The sequence below is a fragment of the Brevundimonas sp. genome (assembly GCF_041688735.1).
Lineage (GTDB): Bacteria > Pseudomonadota > Alphaproteobacteria > Caulobacterales > Caulobacteraceae > Brevundimonas.
Window position 1 is genome coordinate 1 of the sequence record NZ_JBDNHO010000036.1, and the last position, 19600, is coordinate 19600.

The 19600-nt window shown below is 68.8% G+C and carries 21 protein-coding genes; 16 read left to right on the forward strand and 5 right to left on the reverse strand.

From position 1 onward, the window contains the following. The 10 genes from ACESMO_RS04245 to ACESMO_RS04290 form a co-directional block, all read left to right on the forward strand. Positions 1-1521, forward strand: a 1521-nt coding sequence (locus ACESMO_RS04245) for a UbiD family decarboxylase (RefSeq protein ID WP_372706940.1), incomplete at its 5' end; no start/stop codon positions are given. A gap of 42 nt (positions 1522-1563) precedes the next feature. Continuing rightward, positions 1564-1899 carry an AbrB/MazE/SpoVT family DNA-binding domain-containing protein gene (locus ACESMO_RS04250; protein ID WP_372706941.1) on the forward strand — a complete coding sequence of 112 codons (336 nt, stop codon included), beginning with the start codon at positions 1564-1566 and terminating at the stop codon, positions 1897-1899. After that, positions 1896-2213: a type II toxin-antitoxin system PemK/MazF family toxin gene (locus tag ACESMO_RS04255; protein ID WP_372706942.1), complete on the forward strand. Its 318-nt coding sequence runs from the start codon at positions 1896-1898 to the stop codon at positions 2211-2213. Before ACESMO_RS04250 ends, ACESMO_RS04255 begins: the two co-directional genes overlap by 4 nt. Positions 2214-2228: 15 nt before the next feature. Next, a complete protein-coding gene (locus ACESMO_RS04260) occupies positions 2229-2399 on the forward strand; it encodes a hypothetical protein (protein WP_372706943.1) in 171 nt (56 codons plus the stop codon). 54 nt (positions 2400-2453) lie between these two features. Next, entirely contained in the window at positions 2454-4280 is a 1827-nt protein-coding gene (locus ACESMO_RS04265) for a M14 family metallopeptidase (RefSeq protein ID WP_372706944.1), read from the forward strand. A 5-nt stretch (positions 4281-4285) separates the two neighbouring features. Beyond that, on the forward strand, positions 4286-4690 hold the full coding sequence (locus tag ACESMO_RS04270; protein ID WP_372706945.1) for an MAPEG family protein: 405 nt from the start codon (positions 4286-4288) through the stop codon (positions 4688-4690). Between the two features lie 40 nt (positions 4691-4730). Then, the gene (locus tag ACESMO_RS04275; RefSeq protein ID WP_372706946.1) at positions 4731-6092 is read left to right on the forward strand and encodes a TldD/PmbA family protein; all 1362 of its coding nucleotides are present in this window, start codon (positions 4731-4733) and stop codon (positions 6090-6092) included. Beyond that, positions 6089-6898, forward strand: a complete 810-nt coding sequence (locus ACESMO_RS04280; protein WP_372706947.1) for a 3'(2'),5'-bisphosphate nucleotidase CysQ — start codon at positions 6089-6091, stop codon at positions 6896-6898. The genes ACESMO_RS04275 and ACESMO_RS04280 overlap by 4 nt, the downstream gene beginning before the upstream one ends. 18 nt (positions 6899-6916) lie before the next feature. Further along, positions 6917-7162: a DUF4170 domain-containing protein gene (locus ACESMO_RS04285; RefSeq protein WP_372706948.1), complete on the forward strand. Its 246-nt coding sequence runs from the start codon at positions 6917-6919 to the stop codon at positions 7160-7162. After that, positions 7159-7380, forward strand: a complete 222-nt coding sequence (locus ACESMO_RS04290; protein WP_372706949.1) for a hypothetical protein — start codon at positions 7159-7161, stop codon at positions 7378-7380. Before ACESMO_RS04285 ends, ACESMO_RS04290 begins: the two co-directional genes overlap by 4 nt. 6 nt (positions 7381-7386) lie before the next feature. Here ACESMO_RS04290 and ACESMO_RS04295 read toward each other — a convergent pair whose 3' ends face one another. Continuing rightward, positions 7387-8052: a protein tyrosine phosphatase gene (locus ACESMO_RS04295; protein ID WP_372706960.1), complete on the reverse strand. Its 666-nt coding sequence runs from the start codon at positions 8050-8052 to the stop codon at positions 7387-7389. A gap of 76 nt (positions 8053-8128) precedes the next feature. On the opposite strand from ACESMO_RS04295, the gene ACESMO_RS04300 reads away from it, so the two are divergent. The 4 genes from ACESMO_RS04300 to lpxK are packed head-to-tail and all read left to right on the forward strand — an operon-like array spanning position 8129 to position 13023. After that, positions 8129-9970: an ABC transporter ATP-binding protein gene (locus tag ACESMO_RS04300; protein ID WP_372706950.1), complete on the forward strand. Its 1842-nt coding sequence runs from the start codon at positions 8129-8131 to the stop codon at positions 9968-9970. After that, positions 9967-10653, forward strand: coding sequence for a lysophospholipid acyltransferase family protein (locus tag ACESMO_RS04305; RefSeq protein WP_372706951.1), 687 nt, complete (start codon positions 9967-9969; stop codon positions 10651-10653). The genes ACESMO_RS04300 and ACESMO_RS04305 overlap by 4 nt, the downstream gene beginning before the upstream one ends. Positions 10654-10657: 4 nt before the next feature. After that, positions 10658-11980, forward strand: coding sequence for a 3-deoxy-D-manno-octulosonic acid transferase (locus ACESMO_RS04310; protein WP_372706952.1), 1323 nt, complete (start codon positions 10658-10660; stop codon positions 11978-11980). Further along, positions 11977-13023, forward strand: coding sequence for a tetraacyldisaccharide 4'-kinase (gene lpxK / locus ACESMO_RS04315; RefSeq protein WP_372706953.1), 1047 nt, complete (start codon positions 11977-11979; stop codon positions 13021-13023). The genes ACESMO_RS04310 and lpxK overlap by 4 nt, the downstream gene beginning before the upstream one ends. Positions 13024-13097: 74 nt before the next feature. Here lpxK and ACESMO_RS04320 read toward each other — a convergent pair whose 3' ends face one another. Further along, the gene (locus tag ACESMO_RS04320; protein ID WP_372706954.1) at positions 13098-14426 is read right to left on the reverse strand and encodes an amidohydrolase family protein; all 1329 of its coding nucleotides are present in this window, start codon (positions 14424-14426) and stop codon (positions 13098-13100) included. 126 nt (positions 14427-14552) lie between these two features. On the opposite strand from ACESMO_RS04320, the gene ACESMO_RS04325 reads away from it, so the two are divergent. Continuing rightward, entirely contained in the window at positions 14553-15257 is a 705-nt protein-coding gene (locus tag ACESMO_RS04325) for a murein L,D-transpeptidase catalytic domain-containing protein (RefSeq protein WP_372706955.1), read from the forward strand. Positions 15258-15264: 7 nt separating this feature from the next. On the opposite strand, the gene ACESMO_RS04330 is transcribed toward ACESMO_RS04325, so the two are convergent. Then, a complete protein-coding gene (locus ACESMO_RS04330) occupies positions 15265-15924 on the reverse strand; it encodes a hemolysin III family protein (protein WP_372706956.1) in 660 nt (219 codons plus the stop codon). A 269-nt stretch (positions 15925-16193) separates the two neighbouring features. Between ACESMO_RS04330 and ACESMO_RS04335 the strand changes: the two genes are divergently transcribed. Next, complete coding sequence (locus tag ACESMO_RS04335; RefSeq protein ID WP_372706957.1) at positions 16194-17804, forward strand: AbgT family transporter; 1611 nt, start codon at positions 16194-16196, stop codon at positions 17802-17804. Positions 17805-17813: 9 nt separating this feature from the next. Here ACESMO_RS04335 and purD read toward each other — a convergent pair whose 3' ends face one another. Together purD and ACESMO_RS04345 are read right to left on the reverse strand one after the other, a co-directional pair. Then, positions 17814-19097 (reverse strand): phosphoribosylamine--glycine ligase, encoded by a 1284-nt coding sequence (gene purD, locus ACESMO_RS04340; protein ID WP_372706958.1) that lies wholly within the window; start codon positions 19095-19097, stop codon positions 17814-17816. Positions 19098-19145: 48 nt separating this feature from the next. Then, positions 19146-19304 carry a hypothetical protein gene (locus ACESMO_RS04345; protein ID WP_372706959.1) on the reverse strand — a complete coding sequence of 53 codons (159 nt, stop codon included), beginning with the start codon at positions 19302-19304 and terminating at the stop codon, positions 19146-19148. Between the last annotated feature and the right edge of the window lie 296 nt (positions 19305-19600).

The window sequence follows — 19600 nt, forward strand, 5'->3', positions numbered from 1 at the left end:
AAATCCCTGCGCGACTTCATGGCCATGCTGGAGGCCGAGGGCGAACTGGTCCGGGTGTCCGAGCCGGTCTCGACCACGCTGCAGATGACCGAGATCCAGACCCGGCTGCTGCGCAACGGCGGTCCGGCCGTGCTGTTCGAAAAGCCGGTCATGCCCGACGGCTCGATCAGCCCGATCCCCTGCTTGGCCAATCTGTTCGGTACGGTGAAGCGCGTGGCCATGGGCGTCACCATGGACAAGAAGACCCGCACCACCGCCGGCGAACTGCGCGAGGTCGGCGAACTGTTGGCCTTCCTCAAGAACCCTACCCCCCCGCGCGGCTTCAGCGACGCCATGGAGATGCTGCCGCTGGCCAAGACCGTGATGTCCATGCGGCCGAAGGTGGTCAGGTCCGCCCCGGTGCAGGAGGTGGTGCTGAAGGGCGACCAGATCGACCTGACCAGCCTGCCGGTGCAGGGCTGCTGGCCCGGCGAACCCGCCCCCCTGATCACCTGGGGTCTGGTCGTCACCAAGGGGCCGTCCGACGACCGCGAGGATGACTTCAACCTGGGCATCTACCGCATGCAGGTGCTGGGCAAGGACAGGGCCATCATGCGCTGGCTGGCCCACCGCGGCGGAGCTCAGCACTACGCCCGGCACAAGAAGGCCGGAAAGAAAGGTCCCCTGCCCTGCGCCGTTGTACTCGGGGCCGACCCGGGCACCATCCTGGCTGCCGTAACGCCCGTGCCGGACACCCTGTCGGAATACCAGTTCGCCGGCCTGCTGCGCGGGGCCAAGGCCGAGCTGGTCGCTTGCAAGACCATCCCCCTGATGGTCCCCGCCAACGCCGAGATCGTGCTGGAGGGCCACGTCCTGTTCGACGAATACGCGCCTGAGGGCCCCTACGGCGACCACACCGGCTATTACAACTCGGTCGAGACCTTCCCCGTCTTCCAGGTCAGCGCCATCACCATGCGCAAGGACCCCATCTATCTGACCACCTTCACCGGCCGCCCGCCCGACGAACCCAGCGTGCTGGGCGAGGCGCTGAACGAGGTCTTCATCCCCCTGCTTCGCGCGCAGTTCCCGGAGATCACCGACTTCTGGCTGCCGCCCGAGGGCTGTTCCTACCGCATCGCCGTGGTGTCGATGAAGAAGGCCTACCCCGGCCATGCCAAGCGGGTGATGATGGGCGTCTGGAGCTATCTGCGCCAGTTCATGTACACCAAATGGGTCATCGTCGTGGATGACGACATCGACGCCCGCGACTGGAAACAGGTCATGTGGGCCATGGCCACCAAGATGGACCCGGCCCGCGACATCACCCTGATCGAGAGCACCCCGATCGACTACCTCGACTTCGCCAGCCCCGAGAGCGGCCTCGGCTCCAAGATCGGCCTCGACGCCACCGACAAATGGCCCCCCGAGACGAAGCGCGAATGGGGCCAGGAGATTCGGATGGACGAAGCCGTGGTCGAGCGGGTGTCGGTCATCTGGGACACCCTCGGTCTGCCCGGTGACGGGACGCCGATCTGGAAATAGGCACGCGGTCGTGTTATAACTTCGTTCTAACGGAGTTCGGCCATGCGTTCTTCCATTCGCAAGATCGGCAACTCGTCCGGCGTCATCCTGCCCAAGCCCGCCCTCGCCGCGCTCGGCGTACAGGAAGGCGGTGCGGTCGAGTTCGTCTATGAGCCCGGCAAGATCAGCATCGTCCCGGCGCGCAAGACGGTGCGGGAAGGCTGGGAAGAAGACGCCAGGCGGATTGCAGCCGCAGGCCTCACCGAGGAGGAACGCGAATGGCTCGAGGCCGATCTGACCAGCGAAACGGACGCTGTTGCGCTCGGCGACGACTGGACAGACGAAGCGATAGCGCAGCTCGAAGCCGCGCTCTCCGCCAATGAGCATGAAGGCCGTTGATCCGACGCGGTGACGTCTGGCTGGTTCGGCTCGACCCCACCGTGGGCAGCGAACTCCGGAAGACACGACTCTGTGTGGTCGTTTCGCCGGATGGCCTCAGCCATCTGCCGGTCCATGTCATCGTCCCCCTCACCGGGCGCAGCGCGCCGTCGCGCTTTCGTCCCGAGATTCGCTTCGCCGGACGGGTCGGTCGCTTGTTGCCGGACCAGATGCGGTCGATCGACCGGTCTCGGATGCTCCGCAAGATTGGCGAACTGGCACCGGCCGATCTGACTGCCCTCCTGGCGACCCTGCGCGAGATGTTCGAGGATTGACCATGGTCGCCACGGTTGTGGATCGGCATCGCCGTCTTTGTCGTGGGCACGGCGGCGGCCGCCTTCGCGCCGTGGCGGCCGGTCGTGGTCGCCGCCCTTGTGGTCGTTCTGCTCGACAGCCTCTGGCACGTGGTGCGGTCTGGCGCGGCCCTGGTCGCCGCCGGCGGCTGGTCGCCCCTCGTCTGAGAACAGTGCCGCGCCGTCTTGTCGGGCGTTCGCATTTGGCCGAGGAAGGCATCCATGCGCTACACAGTCCTTCTCGCCCTCCTGGCCGCCCTGTCTTCGAGTCCCGCCATGTCCCAGACCCCGTCCGTCGCCAACACCGCCCCCTGGGACCAGCCCTTCCTGCCGCCCGCCCCCGCATGGGACGGAGCCAGCCGCGCCCTGTTGCGCGACGCCTCGGACCCTTGGGTCACGGTCTTCGAGGCTGACGCTGAACATGATGAGAGCCCCTCCTACGACGACACCCGCGCATGGTTCGACCGGCTCGACGCCGCCTCTGATCTGATCCGCATCGAACAGTTCGGTGTCTCACCCGAGGGCCGGCCGATCTACGCCGTCATCGCCTCAAAGGACGGCCCCGAGTTCGACCCGTCCAAGCCCGTGCTGCTGGCCCAGGCCGGCATCCACCCCGGCGAGATCGACGGCAAGGACGCAGGCATGATGCTGCTCCGCGATATCGCTTTCAACGGCAAGGACAGCCTGCTGGACCGGGTCAATCTGATCCTGATCCCCATCCTGTCGGTCGACGGCCACGAGCGCGCCTCGGCCTACAGTCGCCCGAACCAGCGCGGACCCCGCATCCAGGGCTGGCGCAACACGGCGACCAACCAGAACCTGAACCGCGACTATCTCAAACTGGACCAGCCCGAGATGCGGGCCGTGCGCGGTCTGGTGCTGAAATACCGGCCTGACCTCTACGTCGACATCCACGTCACCGACGGCATGGATTACCAATACGACGTCACCTACGGCTACAACGGCGAGAACGGCGTCTACTCCCGCTCGCCCGCCATCGCCGGCTGGCTGGACGCGAGCTTCAAGCCCGCGATCAATGCGGCGCTCGAGGCCGAGGGCCATATCCCCGGCGAACTGGTGTTCGGCATCGGCGCCGACCCTCGCGCCGGCCTGTCCGACGGCGGCCTCGGCGAGCGCTTCTCCAACGGCTGGGGTTCGGCGGCCCATGTGCCGACCATCCTGGTCGAGAACCACAGTCTGAAGCCCTATGAGCAGCGGGTGCTGGGCACCTATGTCTTCCTGGAGGCGGCGATGCGCCGTCTGGCCGCGGACGGCCCGGCCCTGCGCGCCGCCATCGCCGCCGACAGTGCCCTGCGTCCGGCCGAAGTTCCGGCTAATTTCGCACCGGACCCGACGCCGGCCTACACCCGGACCTTCAAGGGCATCCGTTATGAGATGTACGACAGCCCCGCCTCGGGCCGTCCGGAAATCCGCTGGCTGGGCCTGGCCGATCCCGAGCCCTGGTCCCTGCCCTTCTTTGGCTCGCGCCCGACCCTGACCCTGGCTCGTCCCGAGGCCTATTGGGTGCCGTCCTACCGCGCCGACATTATCGAACGGCTGCGCCTTCACGGCATCGGGATGGAGACGCTGGACGCCGCCCGCACCGTCAGTGTCGACATGCTGCGCCTCGACGACCCGAAGCTGGCGACCCGCGCCAATGAGGGCCGGGTGGCCGTCACCGTCGCCGGGGTGACGCCCGAACGCCGCGACTGGGCCTTCCCCCCGGGCTCCGTCCGGGTCCCGACCGACCAGCCGCTCGGCGACATCGTCGTCCTGCTGCTGGAACCGCAGTCGTCCGAGAGCTTCTTCGCCTGGGGCATGTTCCCCGAGGTGCTCAGCCGCGTCGAATATATCGAGGGCTATGCCATCGCCCCGCTGGCCGAGGCCATGATGGCCGCTGATCCCGCCCTCAAGGCTGCGTTCGAAACCAAACTGGCCGCCGACGCCGCCTTCGCCGCCGACGGCAACGCGCGTCTGGGCTGGTTCTACGAGCGAACCCCGTTCTATGATGACCGCTTCCGGCTCTATCCGGTGGGGCGCGAGGACTGATTTCCATGACCGTGATGACCGCCGTTGAGGCCGCCGGACTGTGGTCCGGCCTGCTGATCCTGCTGATGATTGCGCTGGCTTTCCGGGTCATCGCCAACCGCCGCAAGCACCGGGTCCTGTTTGGCGACGGCGGCGTCGAGCAGATGACCGTCGCCACCCAGGCCTTTGGCAATGCGGCAGAGTACGTCCCGGCCGGCATCGGCGCCCTGATCCTGCTGGCGCTCACAGGCTGGGCGCCCTGGGTCATTCACGCAGTCGGGGGAACGCTTCTGGTCGGTCGCTTGATCCACGGCGTAGGCCTCAGCCACGGCAAGGGACCCGGCCCCGGTCGACTGATCGGCATGGTCCTGACGCTGCTGGCCCTGATCGCGGCTGCGGTCATGCTGATCGCCCGCCCTCTGCTGGCCTGAGGGCGGTTGCGCCCGGGCGGAGGCCCGGCCATATCGGGTCATGCCGACATCCTCCCCGACTGCGTCCTCGTTCTCGCCTTCCCTGCTTCATGACCTGATCGCCTCAGCCCTCAAGACGGGAGCCGACGCCGCCGAGGCGGTCTCGGCCGAGCGCGCGTCCCTGTCCGTCGGCGTCCGCAACGGTGCGCTGGAAGACGTCGAGCGCGAGGAAAGCCGCGACCTCGGCCTTCGCGTCTTCATCGGCAAGCGCCAGGCCACCGTCTCGGCCTCCGACATCTCCGACGCCACCCGCGCCCGGCTGGTCGAGCGCGCCGTGGCCATGGCCCGCCTCGCGCCCGAAGATCCCTATGCGGGCTTGGCGGCCCAGGACCGCCTGTGCGTCGGCCCTCACGTCGAGCTCGACCTGTTCGATCCGACCGAACGCTCCGCCGCCGAACTGGAAGGCGTCGCGGCCGAGGCCGAGGCCGTGGCGCTGGCCGTCCCCGGCGTCGCCCGGTCCGAAGGCGGACATTCCGCCACCTCGTCCAGCCGCTGGCGTCTGGTCACCTCGCATGGCTTCGACGGATCCTACGCCGCGACGGCATTCTCGCTCGGTGTCGGCGTCATCGCCGAGAAGGACGGGGCCATGGAGCGTGGCGGAGAACACCGCGCCACCCGCCATCTGGCCGACCTGCCCTCGGCCCGGACCGTCGGCGCCGAGGCCGCCCGCCGCGCCGTGGCCCGCACCGGTCCCCGCAAGATCGCCTCGACCACCGCCCCCGTCATCTTCGAGAACCGCGTCGCCACCCAGGTGCTGTCGCCCCTGATCGGCGCCATGGCCGGCCCGTCGGTGGCGCACGGCACGTCTTTCCTCAAGGACAGGCTGGGCCAGCGCGTCCTGCCCGAAGGCACCAATGTGATCGACGACCCCTTCCGCGTCAGGGGGCTGGGCTCGGTCCCCTTCGACGACGAGGGCGTGGCCGTGACGCGCCGGTCGATCATCGAGGACGGCGTCATCGCGACCTGGCTTCTGAACAGCGCGGCCGGTCTGCAGCTGGGCATGGCCTCGACCGGTCACGGCTCGCGCGGGCTGGCCGGTCCTCCCGGCGTATCGACCCACAACCTGCATCTGGAACCGGGCGACCGCGATCTGGACGGACTGATGAGCGACGCAGGCTCAGGCCTGCTGGTCACCTCCATGTTCGGCCCTTCGCTGAACGCCAATACGGGCGACTGGTCAGCCGGGGTCTCGGGCTTCTGGTTCGACAACGGCGTCGTGGCCTATCCGGTCAGCGAGGTCACCGTCGCGGGCAAGCTGATCGACATGTACGCCCGGCTTCAACGCGGCTCCGACCTCGAGTTCCGGGGCTCCAGCAACAGCCCCTCGATCATGTTCGACGCGGTCGCCATCGCGGGCAAATGACCGACTCATGCATTGATCTCAAGGCCGATCTCGCGCTGATCCGAGACGCCGTTCTGGCGGCCGGCGACTTGGCCCTGTCCGAGCGCGAGGCCGGACTGAAGATCTGGTCCAAGTCGGGCGGCTCGCCGGTCACCAGCGCCGATCATGCCGTCGACAGCTATCTGCGCGACGTCCTCATGGCGGCCCGGCCGGACTATGGCTGGCTGTCGGAAGAGACGCCTGACTCGACCGACCGCCTGTCCGCCCGCCGCCTGTTCGTGGTCGATCCCATCGACGGCACAGTCGCCTATATGAAAGGCAAGCCTTGGTGGTGCATCCCCGTCGCCGTAGTCGAGGACGGCCTGCCCGTCGCCGCCGTGATCCACGCGCCGGCCCTGAACGAGACCTTTTCAGCGACCCGGGGCGGCGGCGCGACTCTGAACGGCCGGACCATCACGGCCTCGGACACCACCGACCTGGACGACGCCTCCGTCCTCGCCGACGCCCGCCTGCTTGAGGGGCCCCACTGGCCCGAGCCGTGGCCGGCGATGCGGTTCGAAAAGCGCAACGCCATCGCCTACCGCATGGCCCTGGTCGCCGCCGGCGCCTTCGACGCCGCCATCGCCCTGACCCCCAAATGGGACTGGGACGTCTGCGCCGGCGCGCTGATTGCGGAAGAGGCCGGGGCGCGGGTCAGCGACCACCACGGCGGGGCATGGCGCTTCAACCAGCTCGATCCGCGTCAGAACAGCCTGATCTGCAGCGCCCCGGCGCTTCACCCGTTGATCGTGCGCCGCACAGCGCCTATTCCGCTGGCGCCCCGCTAGTTCTGTCCCGGACGCCCGATGACCACCGAAACCGAAGCCCCCCAGTTGCTACATCTCGTCATTGGCGGAGAGCTGCGCCACCTCGACGCGCCGGTGTTCCGCGACCTGTCCAAGGTCGAGTTCGTCGGGGCCTTCCCCAACTATGAGGAGGCCCGCAAGGCGTGGAAGGCTCGGGCCCAGGCCACCGTCGACAACGCCCACATGCGCTTCTTCATCCTTCACGCACACCGGATGATCGACCCGCGCGCGGACGCCCACGGATGACCCTGTTCGGCCGGACCCTCGACGGACAGGAAATCGCGGCCCTGGTGTCGATGTTAGCCGTTCTGGCTCTGTGGGCCTTCGCCTGGCGCGGCGAGCGGGACTGGGGCCGCTGGTTCAGGTCTTGGGAAGCCGCTCGCAAGGCGCGCCGCGACGCAGAGATCGCCACCCAACGCGACGACGACCCGCCCTCCAACACGCCGAAAGGCCCGTGGAGCTGACCCCCGTTACTCCCGCTTCAACAGCTTCTCGGTCAGGACCGTGCCCCACCAGCCGGCCTTGAACTCTGCGCGGATGGCCTTGGGGTCATAAGCCTCGCTGTCGACCCAGTCGATGAAACTGACCCCTGTCGGTTCGACCTCCGTCAGGTATTTCTCCAGCGTATGGTCCAGCACCCCGGTCAGCCCCTCGCGGTGGTGCAGGTATTTCTTCGACAACTGCTCGATGGCCACCGAGATCGGTTCGCCCAGATGGAAATGGCGATAGAACACCGCCATCATCCCGGCCCGGTCCGCGCCCGACTTGCAGTGGATCAGCACCGGATAATCGACGGTCCGGAACAGCTCGCGCGCCCGGTGCACCCGGTCTCTCTGCGGCGGGTCACGCGAATCCAGCGGCGCGTCGATCAGCGTCAGACCCAGCCGTTCGCAGGCATCCTTCTCCAGCGCATAATAGGCCTCGTCCCGCGCCCCGCGCAGGTTGATGACCGTCCTGATCCCCTGCGTCTGCCAGTAGGCCAGCTGCTGCGGCGACGGCTGATTGGTCCGCACCAGATCCGGCCCCAGCCAGTGGGCGTTCATGAACCACGTCCGCAGAAACGCGTGATCCTTCCAGACATAGTCCCACCGCGCCTTGAACCGGCCGGCCGGGGTGGTGAGGTCGTAGCGCGTCATGGTGCGGAGATAGCGGCTCCCGCCTTCGGCGTCATCCACGCTTGACTTGCGACACCAGCCGTCCGACCTCGGACCAATGACGACGCTTGCCTCCGCAGCCGACGACAAAGAGCCGCTGCGTCCGTTGCTGGGCCGTATCTGGCGCGACTATCTCTCGCACCACCGGACGCCGCTGTTCCTGTCGATCGCCTGCGCCGCCGTGGTCGGGATCATGGCGGCGACGGTGCTGCAGCTATTGGAGCCGGCCATCGACGGCCTGTTCCTCGGCGAGGCGGTGACCATCTGGGGCGTCTTCACCGTACCGCCGGGGCGGGCCCTGCTGTGGATTCCCCTGATCATCATCGGCGCCGGCCTGATCTGGACCGCGGCGGCGCTGGGTCAGGCAGCGCTGGTCAACCGGCTGGGTCACGGCATCGTCGGCGACATCCAGGTGCGGCTGTTCGGGGCCATGATCCGCGCCGATCTGGCCCGGCTGCGCAATCAGCATTCCGGCGGTTTCGTCTCCTCGGTCCTGTTCGACGCCAATCTGGTCCGCGAGGCCTTCACCAACGGGGTTGTCGGCTACACCCAGCATGCCCTGACCCTGGTCGCGGTGATCGGCTATATGGCCTGGAGCGACTGGCGGCTGACGCTGATCGTCCTGTTGGGCGCGCCCCTGATCGCCTTCGTCATGCGCCGCTTCGGCAAGCGGATGCGCAAGGCGACCACCGGGGCCATGGTCGAGACGGGCAACCTGTCCACCGCCCTGATGGAGAACCTCGACGGCGTCCGGCTGATCAAGATCGAGAACCGCGAGGCGGCCGAGGAAGAGCGCGTCGGCGAGGTGGTCGCCCGCCGCCAGCGCCACGTCATCAAGTCCGCCGACAGTCGCGCCTTCGCCGGTCCGTTCTCCAACCTCGTGGCCATGATCGTGGTCGCCGCCGTCATGGCCTACGCCGGCTGGCGGGCGCAGGACGGGGCGATGAGCGTCGGGGCCTTCGCCGCCTTCATCGGCCTGCTGATGGCCGCGGGCCAGTCGCTGCGCCAGGTCACCAATCTGCAGACCGTGATGGCCGAGGGGCTGACCGCCGCCCGCCGCCTGTTCGCTTCCCTCGACATCCAGCCGGAGATCCGCGAGGCGCCGGACGCCGCGCCCCTGGCCCATGGGCCGACGACCGTCGCCTTCGAGGCCGTCGCCTTCGACTATGCTCCCGCCGCGTCCGGCGGCGCCCCGACCCTGTCGGACGTCAGCCTGACCGTCGCGCCGGGCGAGACGGTCGCCCTCGTCGGCCCTTCGGGCGGCGGCAAGAGCACCATCCTCAGCCTTCTGCCGCGCTTCTATGACGTCACCGCCGGCGCGATCACGATCAACGGCCGCGACATCCGTGAGCTGAAGCTGCACGACCTGCGCGCCCGCATCGCCCTGGTGACGCAGGAGCCCTTCCTGTTCGATGACACCCTCGCCGCCAACATCGCCTACGCCCGTCCCGGTGCCACCGCCGAGGACATCGCCGCCGCCGCCCGGGCCGCCGCCGCGCACGACTTCATCACCGCCCTGCCCGAAGGCTATGCTACTCGCGCCGGCGAGGCGGGCCTGCGTCTGTCCGGGGGCCAGCGGCAGCGCATCGCCATCGCCCGCGCCTTCCTGAAGGACGCCCCCATCCTGCTGCTCGACGAGGCCACCTCGGCCCTCGACACCGAGAGCGAGGCGCTGGTCCAGGCCGCCCTCGAACGCCTGATGCAGGGCCGCGCCACCCTGATGATCGCCCACCGTCTGTCGACCGTCCGCAACGCCGACCGCATCCACGTCATCGAGGCCGGCCGCGTGGTCGAGACCGGGACCCACGCCACCCTGGTCAAGAAGGGCGGGCTCTATTCCCGCTTGGCGCGGCAGCAGTCGCTGGACGGTGATCCGGTCACGGTCGCGGCGGTATCATGAGGCCGCTCCGCAATCCGGTCATTCGCACCACCCTGTCGTGGCTACTGACGCGCTGGCTGCGCTTCTGCTACGCCACCATCCGCTGGACCCATGAGAACGAGCAGCTGGCCGAAGAGGTCTGGGCCGAGGGCGGCGGCGTCATTCCCGCCTTCTGGCACTCGCGCCTCGCCCTCTCCTCGGCCTCCTGGCCCCATGACCGGGCCCAGCCTACGCGGGCGCTCGTCTCCCTGTCGCCCGACGGCCAGTTCATCGCGGACACCCTGGCCGCCCTCGGCTTTCCCGCCATTCGCGGCTCGTCGGAAAAGCCCGGCAAGCCCGGCGCGGCCAAGGGCGGCTCGGTTGCCCTGCGCGAAATCGTCCGCCAGCTGAAGGTCGGCGGCGCGGCGGTGACACCCGACGGTCCGCGCGGCCCCGCGCGCCAGATGGGCGAGGGCCTGCCTGTGATGGCGCGACTGTCCGGCGCGCCGGTCCTGTTCATCGGCCTGTCATGCAAGCCGGCCCTGCGCCTGAAAAGCTGGGACCGGGCGCTGGTCCCCCTGCCCTTCGGGCGCGGCGCCATCGTCTGGGATCGGGCCTCCTACCCCGTAGGCGGCGACCTGGCCGAGGTCACCGCCGACTGGACAATGCGCCTGACCGCCGTCGAGGCCCGAGCCGACGCCCTCACCGGGCTGGAGCGCATCTGACGTGATGAGCGCGGCCCTGATCGCCTATCGCCTTCTGACGCGGCTGCTGGAGCCGCTGGCACCCCGTCTGCTCGACGCCCGCGCCAAACAGGGCAAGGAAGACCCCCTCCGCGTCGACGAACGCCTCGGCGTGGCGTCGGTCGCCCGCCCCGGCGGTCTGAACGGGGGCGATCTGGTCTGGCTGCACGGCGTCAGCGTCGGCGAGACCCTGTCGCTGCTGCCCGTCGTCTCGCGCCTGCGCCGGGAGCGGCCCGACCTCACGGTGCTGGTCACCTCCGGCACCGTGACCTCCGCCGCCATCCTGGCCACGCGCCTGCCCGCAGGCGTGATCCACCAGTTCGCCCCCGTGGACACCCCCGGCGCGGTCACGGCCTTCCTCGATCACTGGCGGCCGGCGCTGGCCGTCTTCGTCGAGAGCGAGCTGTGGCCCAATCTGATCCTCGAGTCGCGGCGGCGCGGGGTGAAACTGGTGCTGGCCAGCGCCCGCATCACGGAGAAGACCACCGAGGGTTGGCGGCGCTTCCCCGGCGCGGCGCGGCGTGTGCTCGCAGCCTTCGACCGCATCCTGCCACAGGACGAGGCCTCGGCGGCCCGGCTTGACAGCCTCGGGGGGCGCGTCGACGGTCATGTGAACCTCAAACTCTCCGGCGAGGCCCCGCCGCACGACGCCGCCGCCTTCACTCGCCTCAGCGCCGCCATCGGCGACCGCCCCGTGGTCGTGGCCGCCAGCACGCATGACGGCGAGGAGATCGCCCTCGTCCGCGCGCTGGACAAGCTGACCGAGCGGCTCTGCCTGATCATCGTGCCGCGCCACCCGGAACGCAGCGCAAGCATCGCCGCCGCCCTTAGCCGCGACGGCTACCGCTTCGCCCTGCGCTCGCAGGGGACGGAGCCGGACCGCGACACCGACCTCTATCTGGCCGACACCCTGGGCGAGATGGGCCTGTTCCTCCGGTTGGCCGACGTCGTCGTCATGGGCGGGTCCTTCTCGGCGGCTCTGGAGACGCCCCCGGTCGGCGGCCACAATCCGCTCGAGCCCGCCCGCCTCGGCAAGCCCGCCGTCACCGGTCCCGACATGACGAACTGGGCCGCCGTGACCGAGGCCCTGTCGGACGCCGGCGGTCTGGTGATCGTTCAGGCCCCGTGGGACCTGCCCGCCGTCCTCGCTCCGCTGCTGGCCGACGACGCGGCCGCCAGGACCATGGGAGAACGCGGCCGTCGCGCCGCCGCCGAAGCCGGCTCCGGCCTCGACCGGCTTTGGGAGGCGATCAGGCCGCTACTGCCTGGCGCCCCGCCGCCCCCGAGTCTGGCGCGAGGCCAGCGATGAAGCTGAACACCCCCCGCTGGTGGTACAGCCGCGACCGCAGCCACGCGCCAGTGACGCGCATGCTGCTCAAGCCCCTGTCCTGGATCTGGGCCGCCGCCACCGCCCGCCGCATCGCCCGCGCCACCCCCGTCGATCCGGGCGTGCCGATCATCTCGGTCGGCAATCTGACCGTCGGCGGCTCGGGCAAGACGCCGGTGACCCGCGAGGCCATCCGCCTGTTGCGAGAGGCCGGGATCGACGCTCATGGCCTGTCGCGCGGCTATGGCGGCGCGCTGCGTGAGCCGACTCTGGTCGACGCCGCGATCCACACCGCCGCCGATGTCGGCGACGAGCCGCTGATGCTGGCGCTCGGGGGTCCGACCTGGATCGCCCGTGACCGGGTCGCCGGTGCCCGCGCTGCGGCGGCGGCGGGTGCCCAGGTTCTGGTCCTCGACGACGCCCATCAGAACCCCACTCTAAAGAAGACGCTCAGCCTGGTCGTCGTCGACGGCGAGACGCGCGACGACGAATGGCCCTTCGGCGATGGTTCAGTGTTTCCGTCCGGCCCGATGCGCGAGAAGCTCCGGCACGGCCTGGCCCGCGCCGACGCGATCGTCGTCCTGCTGCCCGCCGATGCCCCCGGCGTCGCTCCCGAGCTGATGCAGGCCTTCGGCGACCTGCCGGTCCACCTTGCCCGGCTCAAGCCGGCCGCGCCGCCGCCCAAGGGCCCCATCCTCGCCTTCGCCGGCATCGCCAAGCCGTGGAAGGTCGAGCGCGCCCTCGACGCCGCCGGGGCCGAACTGGTCGACTTCGCCCCCTTCCCCGACCACGCCGCCTTCCGCGAGGAAGACCTGCGCTTTCTCGCCGACCGCGCCCGGCGTTACGGTGCCCGGCTTGTCACCACCGAAAAGGACTGGTTCCGCCTGCCGCCCGAGTGGCGGGCGCGGATCCTCTCATGGCCGGTCAAGGCGACATTTGAGGATGAAGCCGGGTTTCAGCGGTTGCTGATCTCGCATTCCTCCCCCGATGGGGGAGGGGGACCGCGAAGCGGTGGAGGGGGCTGACCTCACACGCCGGCGTCCGGATCAGGCCCCCTCCACCATTCTGCAGATGGTTCCCCTCCCCCGATGGGGGAGGATTATTCCGACCGGTAAACTACCCCGCCCTTCATCACGAACCGCACCCGCTCCAGAGCGGTCACGTCGCTCAGCGGATCGCCTGTCACCGCGATCAGGTCCGCGGGCATGCCCGCCGCGATCCGCCCCGCCTCGGCGCTGAGCCGCAGATGCGCGGCAGCGTTTACCGTGGCCGACTGGATCGCCTCCAGCGGCGTCATACCGGCCCGGACCAGCAGGGCGAACTCCTGGGCGTTGTCGCCGTGGGCCGAGACGCCCGAGTCGGTGCCAAAGGCGATCCGCACGTCGCCGTCATGCGCGCGGCGCGCCATGTCCAGCATCTTCGGCCCGGCCTCAAGCGCCTTGGCGGTCTGGGCGGGGGTGAAGAAATTGTCGGGTCCCGACGCCATGCGCGCCACGAAATCACCGGCCAGCAGCGTCGGCACCAGATAGACGCCTTCACGCCGGAACAGACGAATGGACTCGTCGTCCAGATAGGTGCCGTGCTCGATCGAGTCGCCGCCGGCGCGCAGGAAGGCATTGATGCCGTCGCCGCCGTGGGCGTGGGCCGTTACCCGGCGTCCCATCCGGTGACCGGCCGCGACGATGGCCGCCAGCTCCTCGTCCGAAAACTGCTGGCCCAGACCCGCCGCCGTATTGGACAGCACCCCACCGGTCGCCGTGATCTTGATGATGTCGGCCCCGGCGCGCACCTGGGTCCGCACCGCCCGCATACAGTCCTCGACGCCCGAGCAGACGCTCTCGGGCGACAGCAGGTGCATGACGTCGTCGCGATAGCCGTTGGCGTCGCCGTGGCCGCCGTGGATCGAGACGGACGATCCCGAGGCGATGACTCTCGGCCCGGGCACGTCGCCGCGCCGGATGGCATCGCGCAGGGCGAAGACCGCCTCGTTCGTCCCGCCCAGATCGGCCACGGTGGTAAAACCCGCCATCAGGGTGCGCCGCGCATGGCGCGCGCCGACGAAGCCGCGGTCGGCGCTGGACAGGGTCACGGCCTCCAGCCGCCCATTCGGATTCTGCTGGCTGGTCAGGTGTACATGGCTGTCGATCAGTCCGGGCAACACGAACGAGTCGCGCAGATCGACGATCCGGCCTTGGTCCCCCTCGCCTGAAACGAAGCCGTCGCGCACTTCGACGACTTGGTTCCCTCTGATCACGAGAGTTTTATCGCGTTGCACAACGCCGGTCGCCGGGTCGGCCAGAAGCCGCCCCACCTGAACGAACGTCGCTCCCTCCCCGGGCGAAACCGGCGTGACAGCGGGTGATTGCGCGGCGACGCCTGTTGCCGCCAGCAGGGCCGCGGCGGCGACCAACGATGTGATGAACTTCACGAAACCCTCCGGGAACAGGTTCTGCACCATACCCGTCCGGTGGTTTCCGCCAAGGCTCAGGTTGAAACAGGCGTCACGACCTGAAACAACCCGTGACCTGTTCTGTAACCGTGCGAGGGGCGTCGCATGCGGCTGGCGAGACGAGGCTTCATTCTGGGCGGCGCGGCGATCCTGTCGGGTTGCGCCACCACATCCGCCACCCAGACCGTGGGCTTCATCCCCGTGAGCGCAGTGGCGCAGGTCCCGCCCGTCGTCGTCGCCCATGCCCCCGAGATCATCACGGCCCGGCTCAACACCACCCGCCCGCTGGATCCGCGCGGCCAGGTCCGCAAGGACCTGATGGACCGCGCCCTCGCCGCCCTGGACATCCACAAGGACAGGATCATCCAACGCGACCGGATGTATCTGGTCGACTTCCAGAAATTCTCCGGCGAAGAGCGTCTCTACGAGGTCGATCTGCACGGCGGCGCCATCACCCTGATGCGCACCAGCCACGGCCGAGGCTCGGACCCCGCGCACACCGGCTTCGCCCGCGACTTTGGCAACACCCCCGAAAGCTACAAGTCCTCGGTCGGCGCCTACGCCACCGCAGGGGCCAGCTACGGCGCGCAACAGGGCCCCAACGTCCTGCTGGACGGGCTGGAATATTCCAACGACCGCGCCCGCGAGCGCGCCATCATCATCCACGGCGCGGACTACGCCGACCCGGACTTCCTCGCCCGCGAGGGCAAGCTGGGCCGTTCCTACGGCTGTTTCTCGGTGGCCCACGCCGACCTGCCCCGCCTGCGCGAGCGGATGGGCGAAGGCCGCCTGCTGTTCGCCTGGGCCTGACGCCGGCCTATTTCAGCACGGCCAGCAGCACGGCCACCCAGTGCACCGCTGCGGCCACCACCACATGACCGTGCCAGATCGCGCGCCGGAATCGCATCGCCTTGTTGGCGTAGAAGATCACCCCGACCGAATAGAGCACGCCTCCGATCGCCATCAGGATCAGGGGTGCCAGCCCCAGACTCTGAAGGATCGGCTGGATGGCGATCACCATCAGCCAGCCCAGAGCCAGATAGACCAGGATCCAGAACCCCTTGCCGAGCCCCGGCAGGAACAGTTTGGCCAAGGCCGCGAAGATCGCCATGGTCCACACCGCCGAGGTCATGCCCCAGGCCCAGGCCCCGGTCAGATGCTGGGTCGTAAAGGGGGTGTAGGAGCCCGCGATCATCACGAAAATCCCCGCATGGTCGAACCGTCGCAGCAGGGGCTGGAACCGCGGCGCGGCGAAATTATAGGCCGTCGACAGCCCCAGCATGGTCAGCAGCCCGACCGCATAGATCGCGGCGGCCGTCAGGCTTCCGATATCGCCAAAGCCGATCGCCAGTCCCAGCAGCATCCCGCCCCCGACCAGCGCCAGCGCCAGGCCAGTCAGGTGCACGATCAGATCGGCCAGCCGCTCCGCGCGGTCGCGGTAATGGCTCGGCGGTTCCGGCGTCAGGACGTCAGTCACGATGGCGGGTCTTCCGGTCTGTCGCCCGCGCACGCATGCTGGACGGGGTAGAATGTCCGATACATCGACTGTGTCGGGATGTCGTGATCCCTGCGGCGGGAAAATCGTCCGCAACCCCGGTTCCCTCGCGGGCTGTGACGAATCGCGCAACAGCTTGTATCCACGTTAATGTTCGATAATTCGGCGGTAAGTCAGTCTGGGTATCGACGAACGGGCCTGCTGACCGGTATTGGAGACTTGGCCGACAACTGCCGCGCGCAAGGACCTTCATGACCGACACTGTCCAGACCGGCCCTGACGGCCCCACGCCCCCTCCTGAAAAGCGCAACGGCTTCACCCGCTTCCTTGACGGCGTCGAGTGGCTGGGGAATCTACTTCCCCACCCGGTGACGCTGTTCGCACTGCTGGCGGTCGGCATGGTCCTGCTCTCGGGCCTGTTCGCCTGGATGGGCGTGGCCGTCGAGGATCCGCGCCCTATGGGGTCCGCCGCGCGGTCCGACACCGGCATGATCGAGGCCGTCAGCCTGATGAACGGTGATGGCGTGCGCCGCATCTTCACGGGCCTGGTCGGGAATTTCACCAGTTTTGCGCCGCTGGGCGTGGTGCTGGTGTCGATGCTGGGCATCGGCGTGGCGGAACGCTCCGGCCTGCTCTCGGCGACCGTCAGGGCGCTGGTGCTCGGGGCCTCGCCGCGGATCGTCACCGTCGCCATCGTCTTTGCCGGGGTGATTTCCAACACCGCCGGCGAGGTCGGCTATGTTGTGCTCATCCCGCTGGCCGGGGCGGTCTATTATTCGCTGGGCCGGCATCCGCTGGCCGGCATGGCGGCGGCCTTCGCCGGGGTATCGGGCGGATATTCCGCCAATCTGCTGATCGGCTCGATTGACCCCTTGCTGGCCGGCATCACCGAGGAAGCGGCCCAGCTGATCGATCCGGCCTATATGGTCACCGCGACCGCCAGCTATTATTTCATGGCCGTCTCGACCTTCCTGGTCACGGCCATCGGTTCACTGGTCAGCCTCTATATCGTCGAGCCAAAGCTCGGTGCCTATGACGCCTCCCGCGCCGACCCGACCGTACTCAAGGCTGACGGGGCCGCCCCCCTCTCCGGCCAGGAGCGAAAGGGCCTGTGGGTCGCCGGACTGGCGGTCCTCGCCGTGTTCGGCCTGATGGCCCTGACCCTGTTGCCCGAATGGGGCGTGCTGCGCGACCCCGAGACCGGCGACCAGTTGCGCTCGCCCTTCTTCACCGGTTTCGCGGTCTGGATCCTGCTGTTCTTCCTGATCGTCGGCAGCGCCTATGGTCGGGTCGTGGGCTCGGTTCGCAATGACCGCGACGTCATCGACGGCATGGCCTCGGGCCTGTCGACCCTGGGCCTCTATCTGGTCATCGTCTTCTTCGCCGCCCAGTTCGTCGCCATCTTCAACTGGACCAATCTCGGGGCCATCACGGCCGTCAACGGCGCGGTCTTCCTGCAGGAAACCGGCCTGACCGGCCCGGGCGTCTTCGCCATCTTCATCGCCATCTGCGCTCTGGTGAACCTGATGATCGGCTCGGCCTCGGCCCAGTGGGCCCTGACCGCGCCGGTGTTCGTCCCGATGCTGATGTTGATCGGCTACTCGCCCGAGGTGATCCAGACGGCCTACCGGATCGGCGATTCCACAACCAATATCATCACCCCGATGATGAGCTATTTCGGCCTGATCCTCGCCTGGGCCACCCGCTACGACAAGAAGATCGGTATCGGCACCCTGATCGCGATGATGCTGCCCTATTCGATCTTCTTCACTATCGCCTGGACCGCACTGTTCTTCCTGTGGGTGTTCGGATTCGGCCTGCCGGTCGGACCGGGCTCGCCGACCTACTACACGCCCGGCTGAGTCAGGGGATCAGGCCCCCGCCTCCCGCTCCAGCGCCCGCCAGCCAATGTCGGCGCGGAAGAAGCCGCCCGGCCAGTCGATCTTCCTGATCGCGGCATAGGCGCGGTCGCGGGCCTCGGCGATGTCCTTGCCCCGGGCGCAGATGTTCAGCACCCGCCCGCCCACCGCGACCAGCTGGCCGTCCGGCTGACGCCGTGTCCCCGCATGGAAGACCTGCACATGCGGACCAAAGTCCCGCTCCGCGCCGCGGATGATCGAGCCTTCGACCGGGCAGTCGGGATAGCCCTGGGCCGCCATGACGATGCAGATGACCGTCTCGGGCAGGAACTGCGGCGGGGCCACGCGGGTCAGGTCGCCGCGCGCGCAGGCCAGCAGGATCGGCACGATGTCGCCGTCCAGCCGCATCATCAGCACCTGGCATTCCGGATCGCCGAAACGGGCGTTGAACTCGACCACCTTGGGACCTTCGTCGGTGGCCATCAGTCCGGCGTACAGCACGCCGCGATAGGGCATGCCCTCGCGCGCCATCCCCGCAATGACCGGCTGGACGATGTCGCGCTCGGCCGCCTCGACCAGTTCGCGCGTGAACACCGGCGCCGGCGAATAGCTGCCCATGCCGCCGGTGTTGGGCCCCAGGTCGCCGTCATAGGCCCGCTTGTGGTCCTGAGCCCCGCCCAGCAGGATCGCCCGCCGGCCGTCGCACAGGGCGAACAGCGACCCCTCCTCGCCGGCCATGAATTCCTCGATCACGACCCGCGCCCCGGCCTGGCCGAAGCGGCCGCCCAGCATCCATTCGATCTCGCGCTCGGCGTCGCGCTTGGTCGGGCTGATGGCCACGCCCTTGCCCGCCGCCAGGCCGTCGGCCTTGATCACATAGGGCGGCTTGAACACCAGCAGCGCCTGTCGCGCCTCATGCAGCCGCTCATAGACGCCGAAACCCGCCGTGGGGATTTCGTGGCGCTCCATGAAGGCCTTGGAAAAGGCCTTGGAGGTTTCCAGCTGCGCCGCCCGGGCCGTCGGCCCGAAACACGGGATCCCCGCCGCGATCAGGCGGTCGGCCAGCCCGGCCTCCAGCGCCGTCTCCGGCCCCACCACCACCAGATCGGCCCGGATCTCGCGCGCCAGCGCCGCCATCGCGTCGGCGTTGGTCACCGACACGTCGCGACGTTCACCCAGCCTGTCCATGCCGGGGTTGCCGGGCGCGATGACCAGCCGTCGCGTCAGCGGCGACTGGGCGATCTTCCACGCCAGGGCATGCTCGCGCCCACCTGATCCCACCAGCAGGATATTCATGCCCGCGCAATGACCGCACCCGCGAAGGCGGTCAAGTCGCGGCGGGCATCATCCGCTAAAGGCAGAGACCACATAGACCGCCAAGCCGAGCAGCAGGATCGCTCCCACGACCACCCACGGGCTCACGGCGGGCACATCACCGCCCCGCCCGAAATCCCGTTCGCGCGGATCCCGCCCGGCGGGATCGGTGTTGCGGAGGTCGGACATAAAGGGCGAACGGGTGATCGCATTCAGCGTTCCTCGTCCCCTCTTCCCTCTGCAACGCCCTCTCTTTCATCATTCCGGGCGGAGCGTAGCGCAGAGCCGGAATGACGAAAGATGGGGATATGCGAGCGGCTGTTTCGTTTCCTCGGAGCCATCGCCTGCTAGAGCAGCCGCCCGCTGAGTTGAATCGAATGTGATCGAGCGGGGGATTCCCATCGGGTCCGAACCGTGAGTCCATGGGTCTTCTGATTGGGAGGCTATTATGGGCAAGGCGCGTTCGGACGATCTTCGGGAGCGTG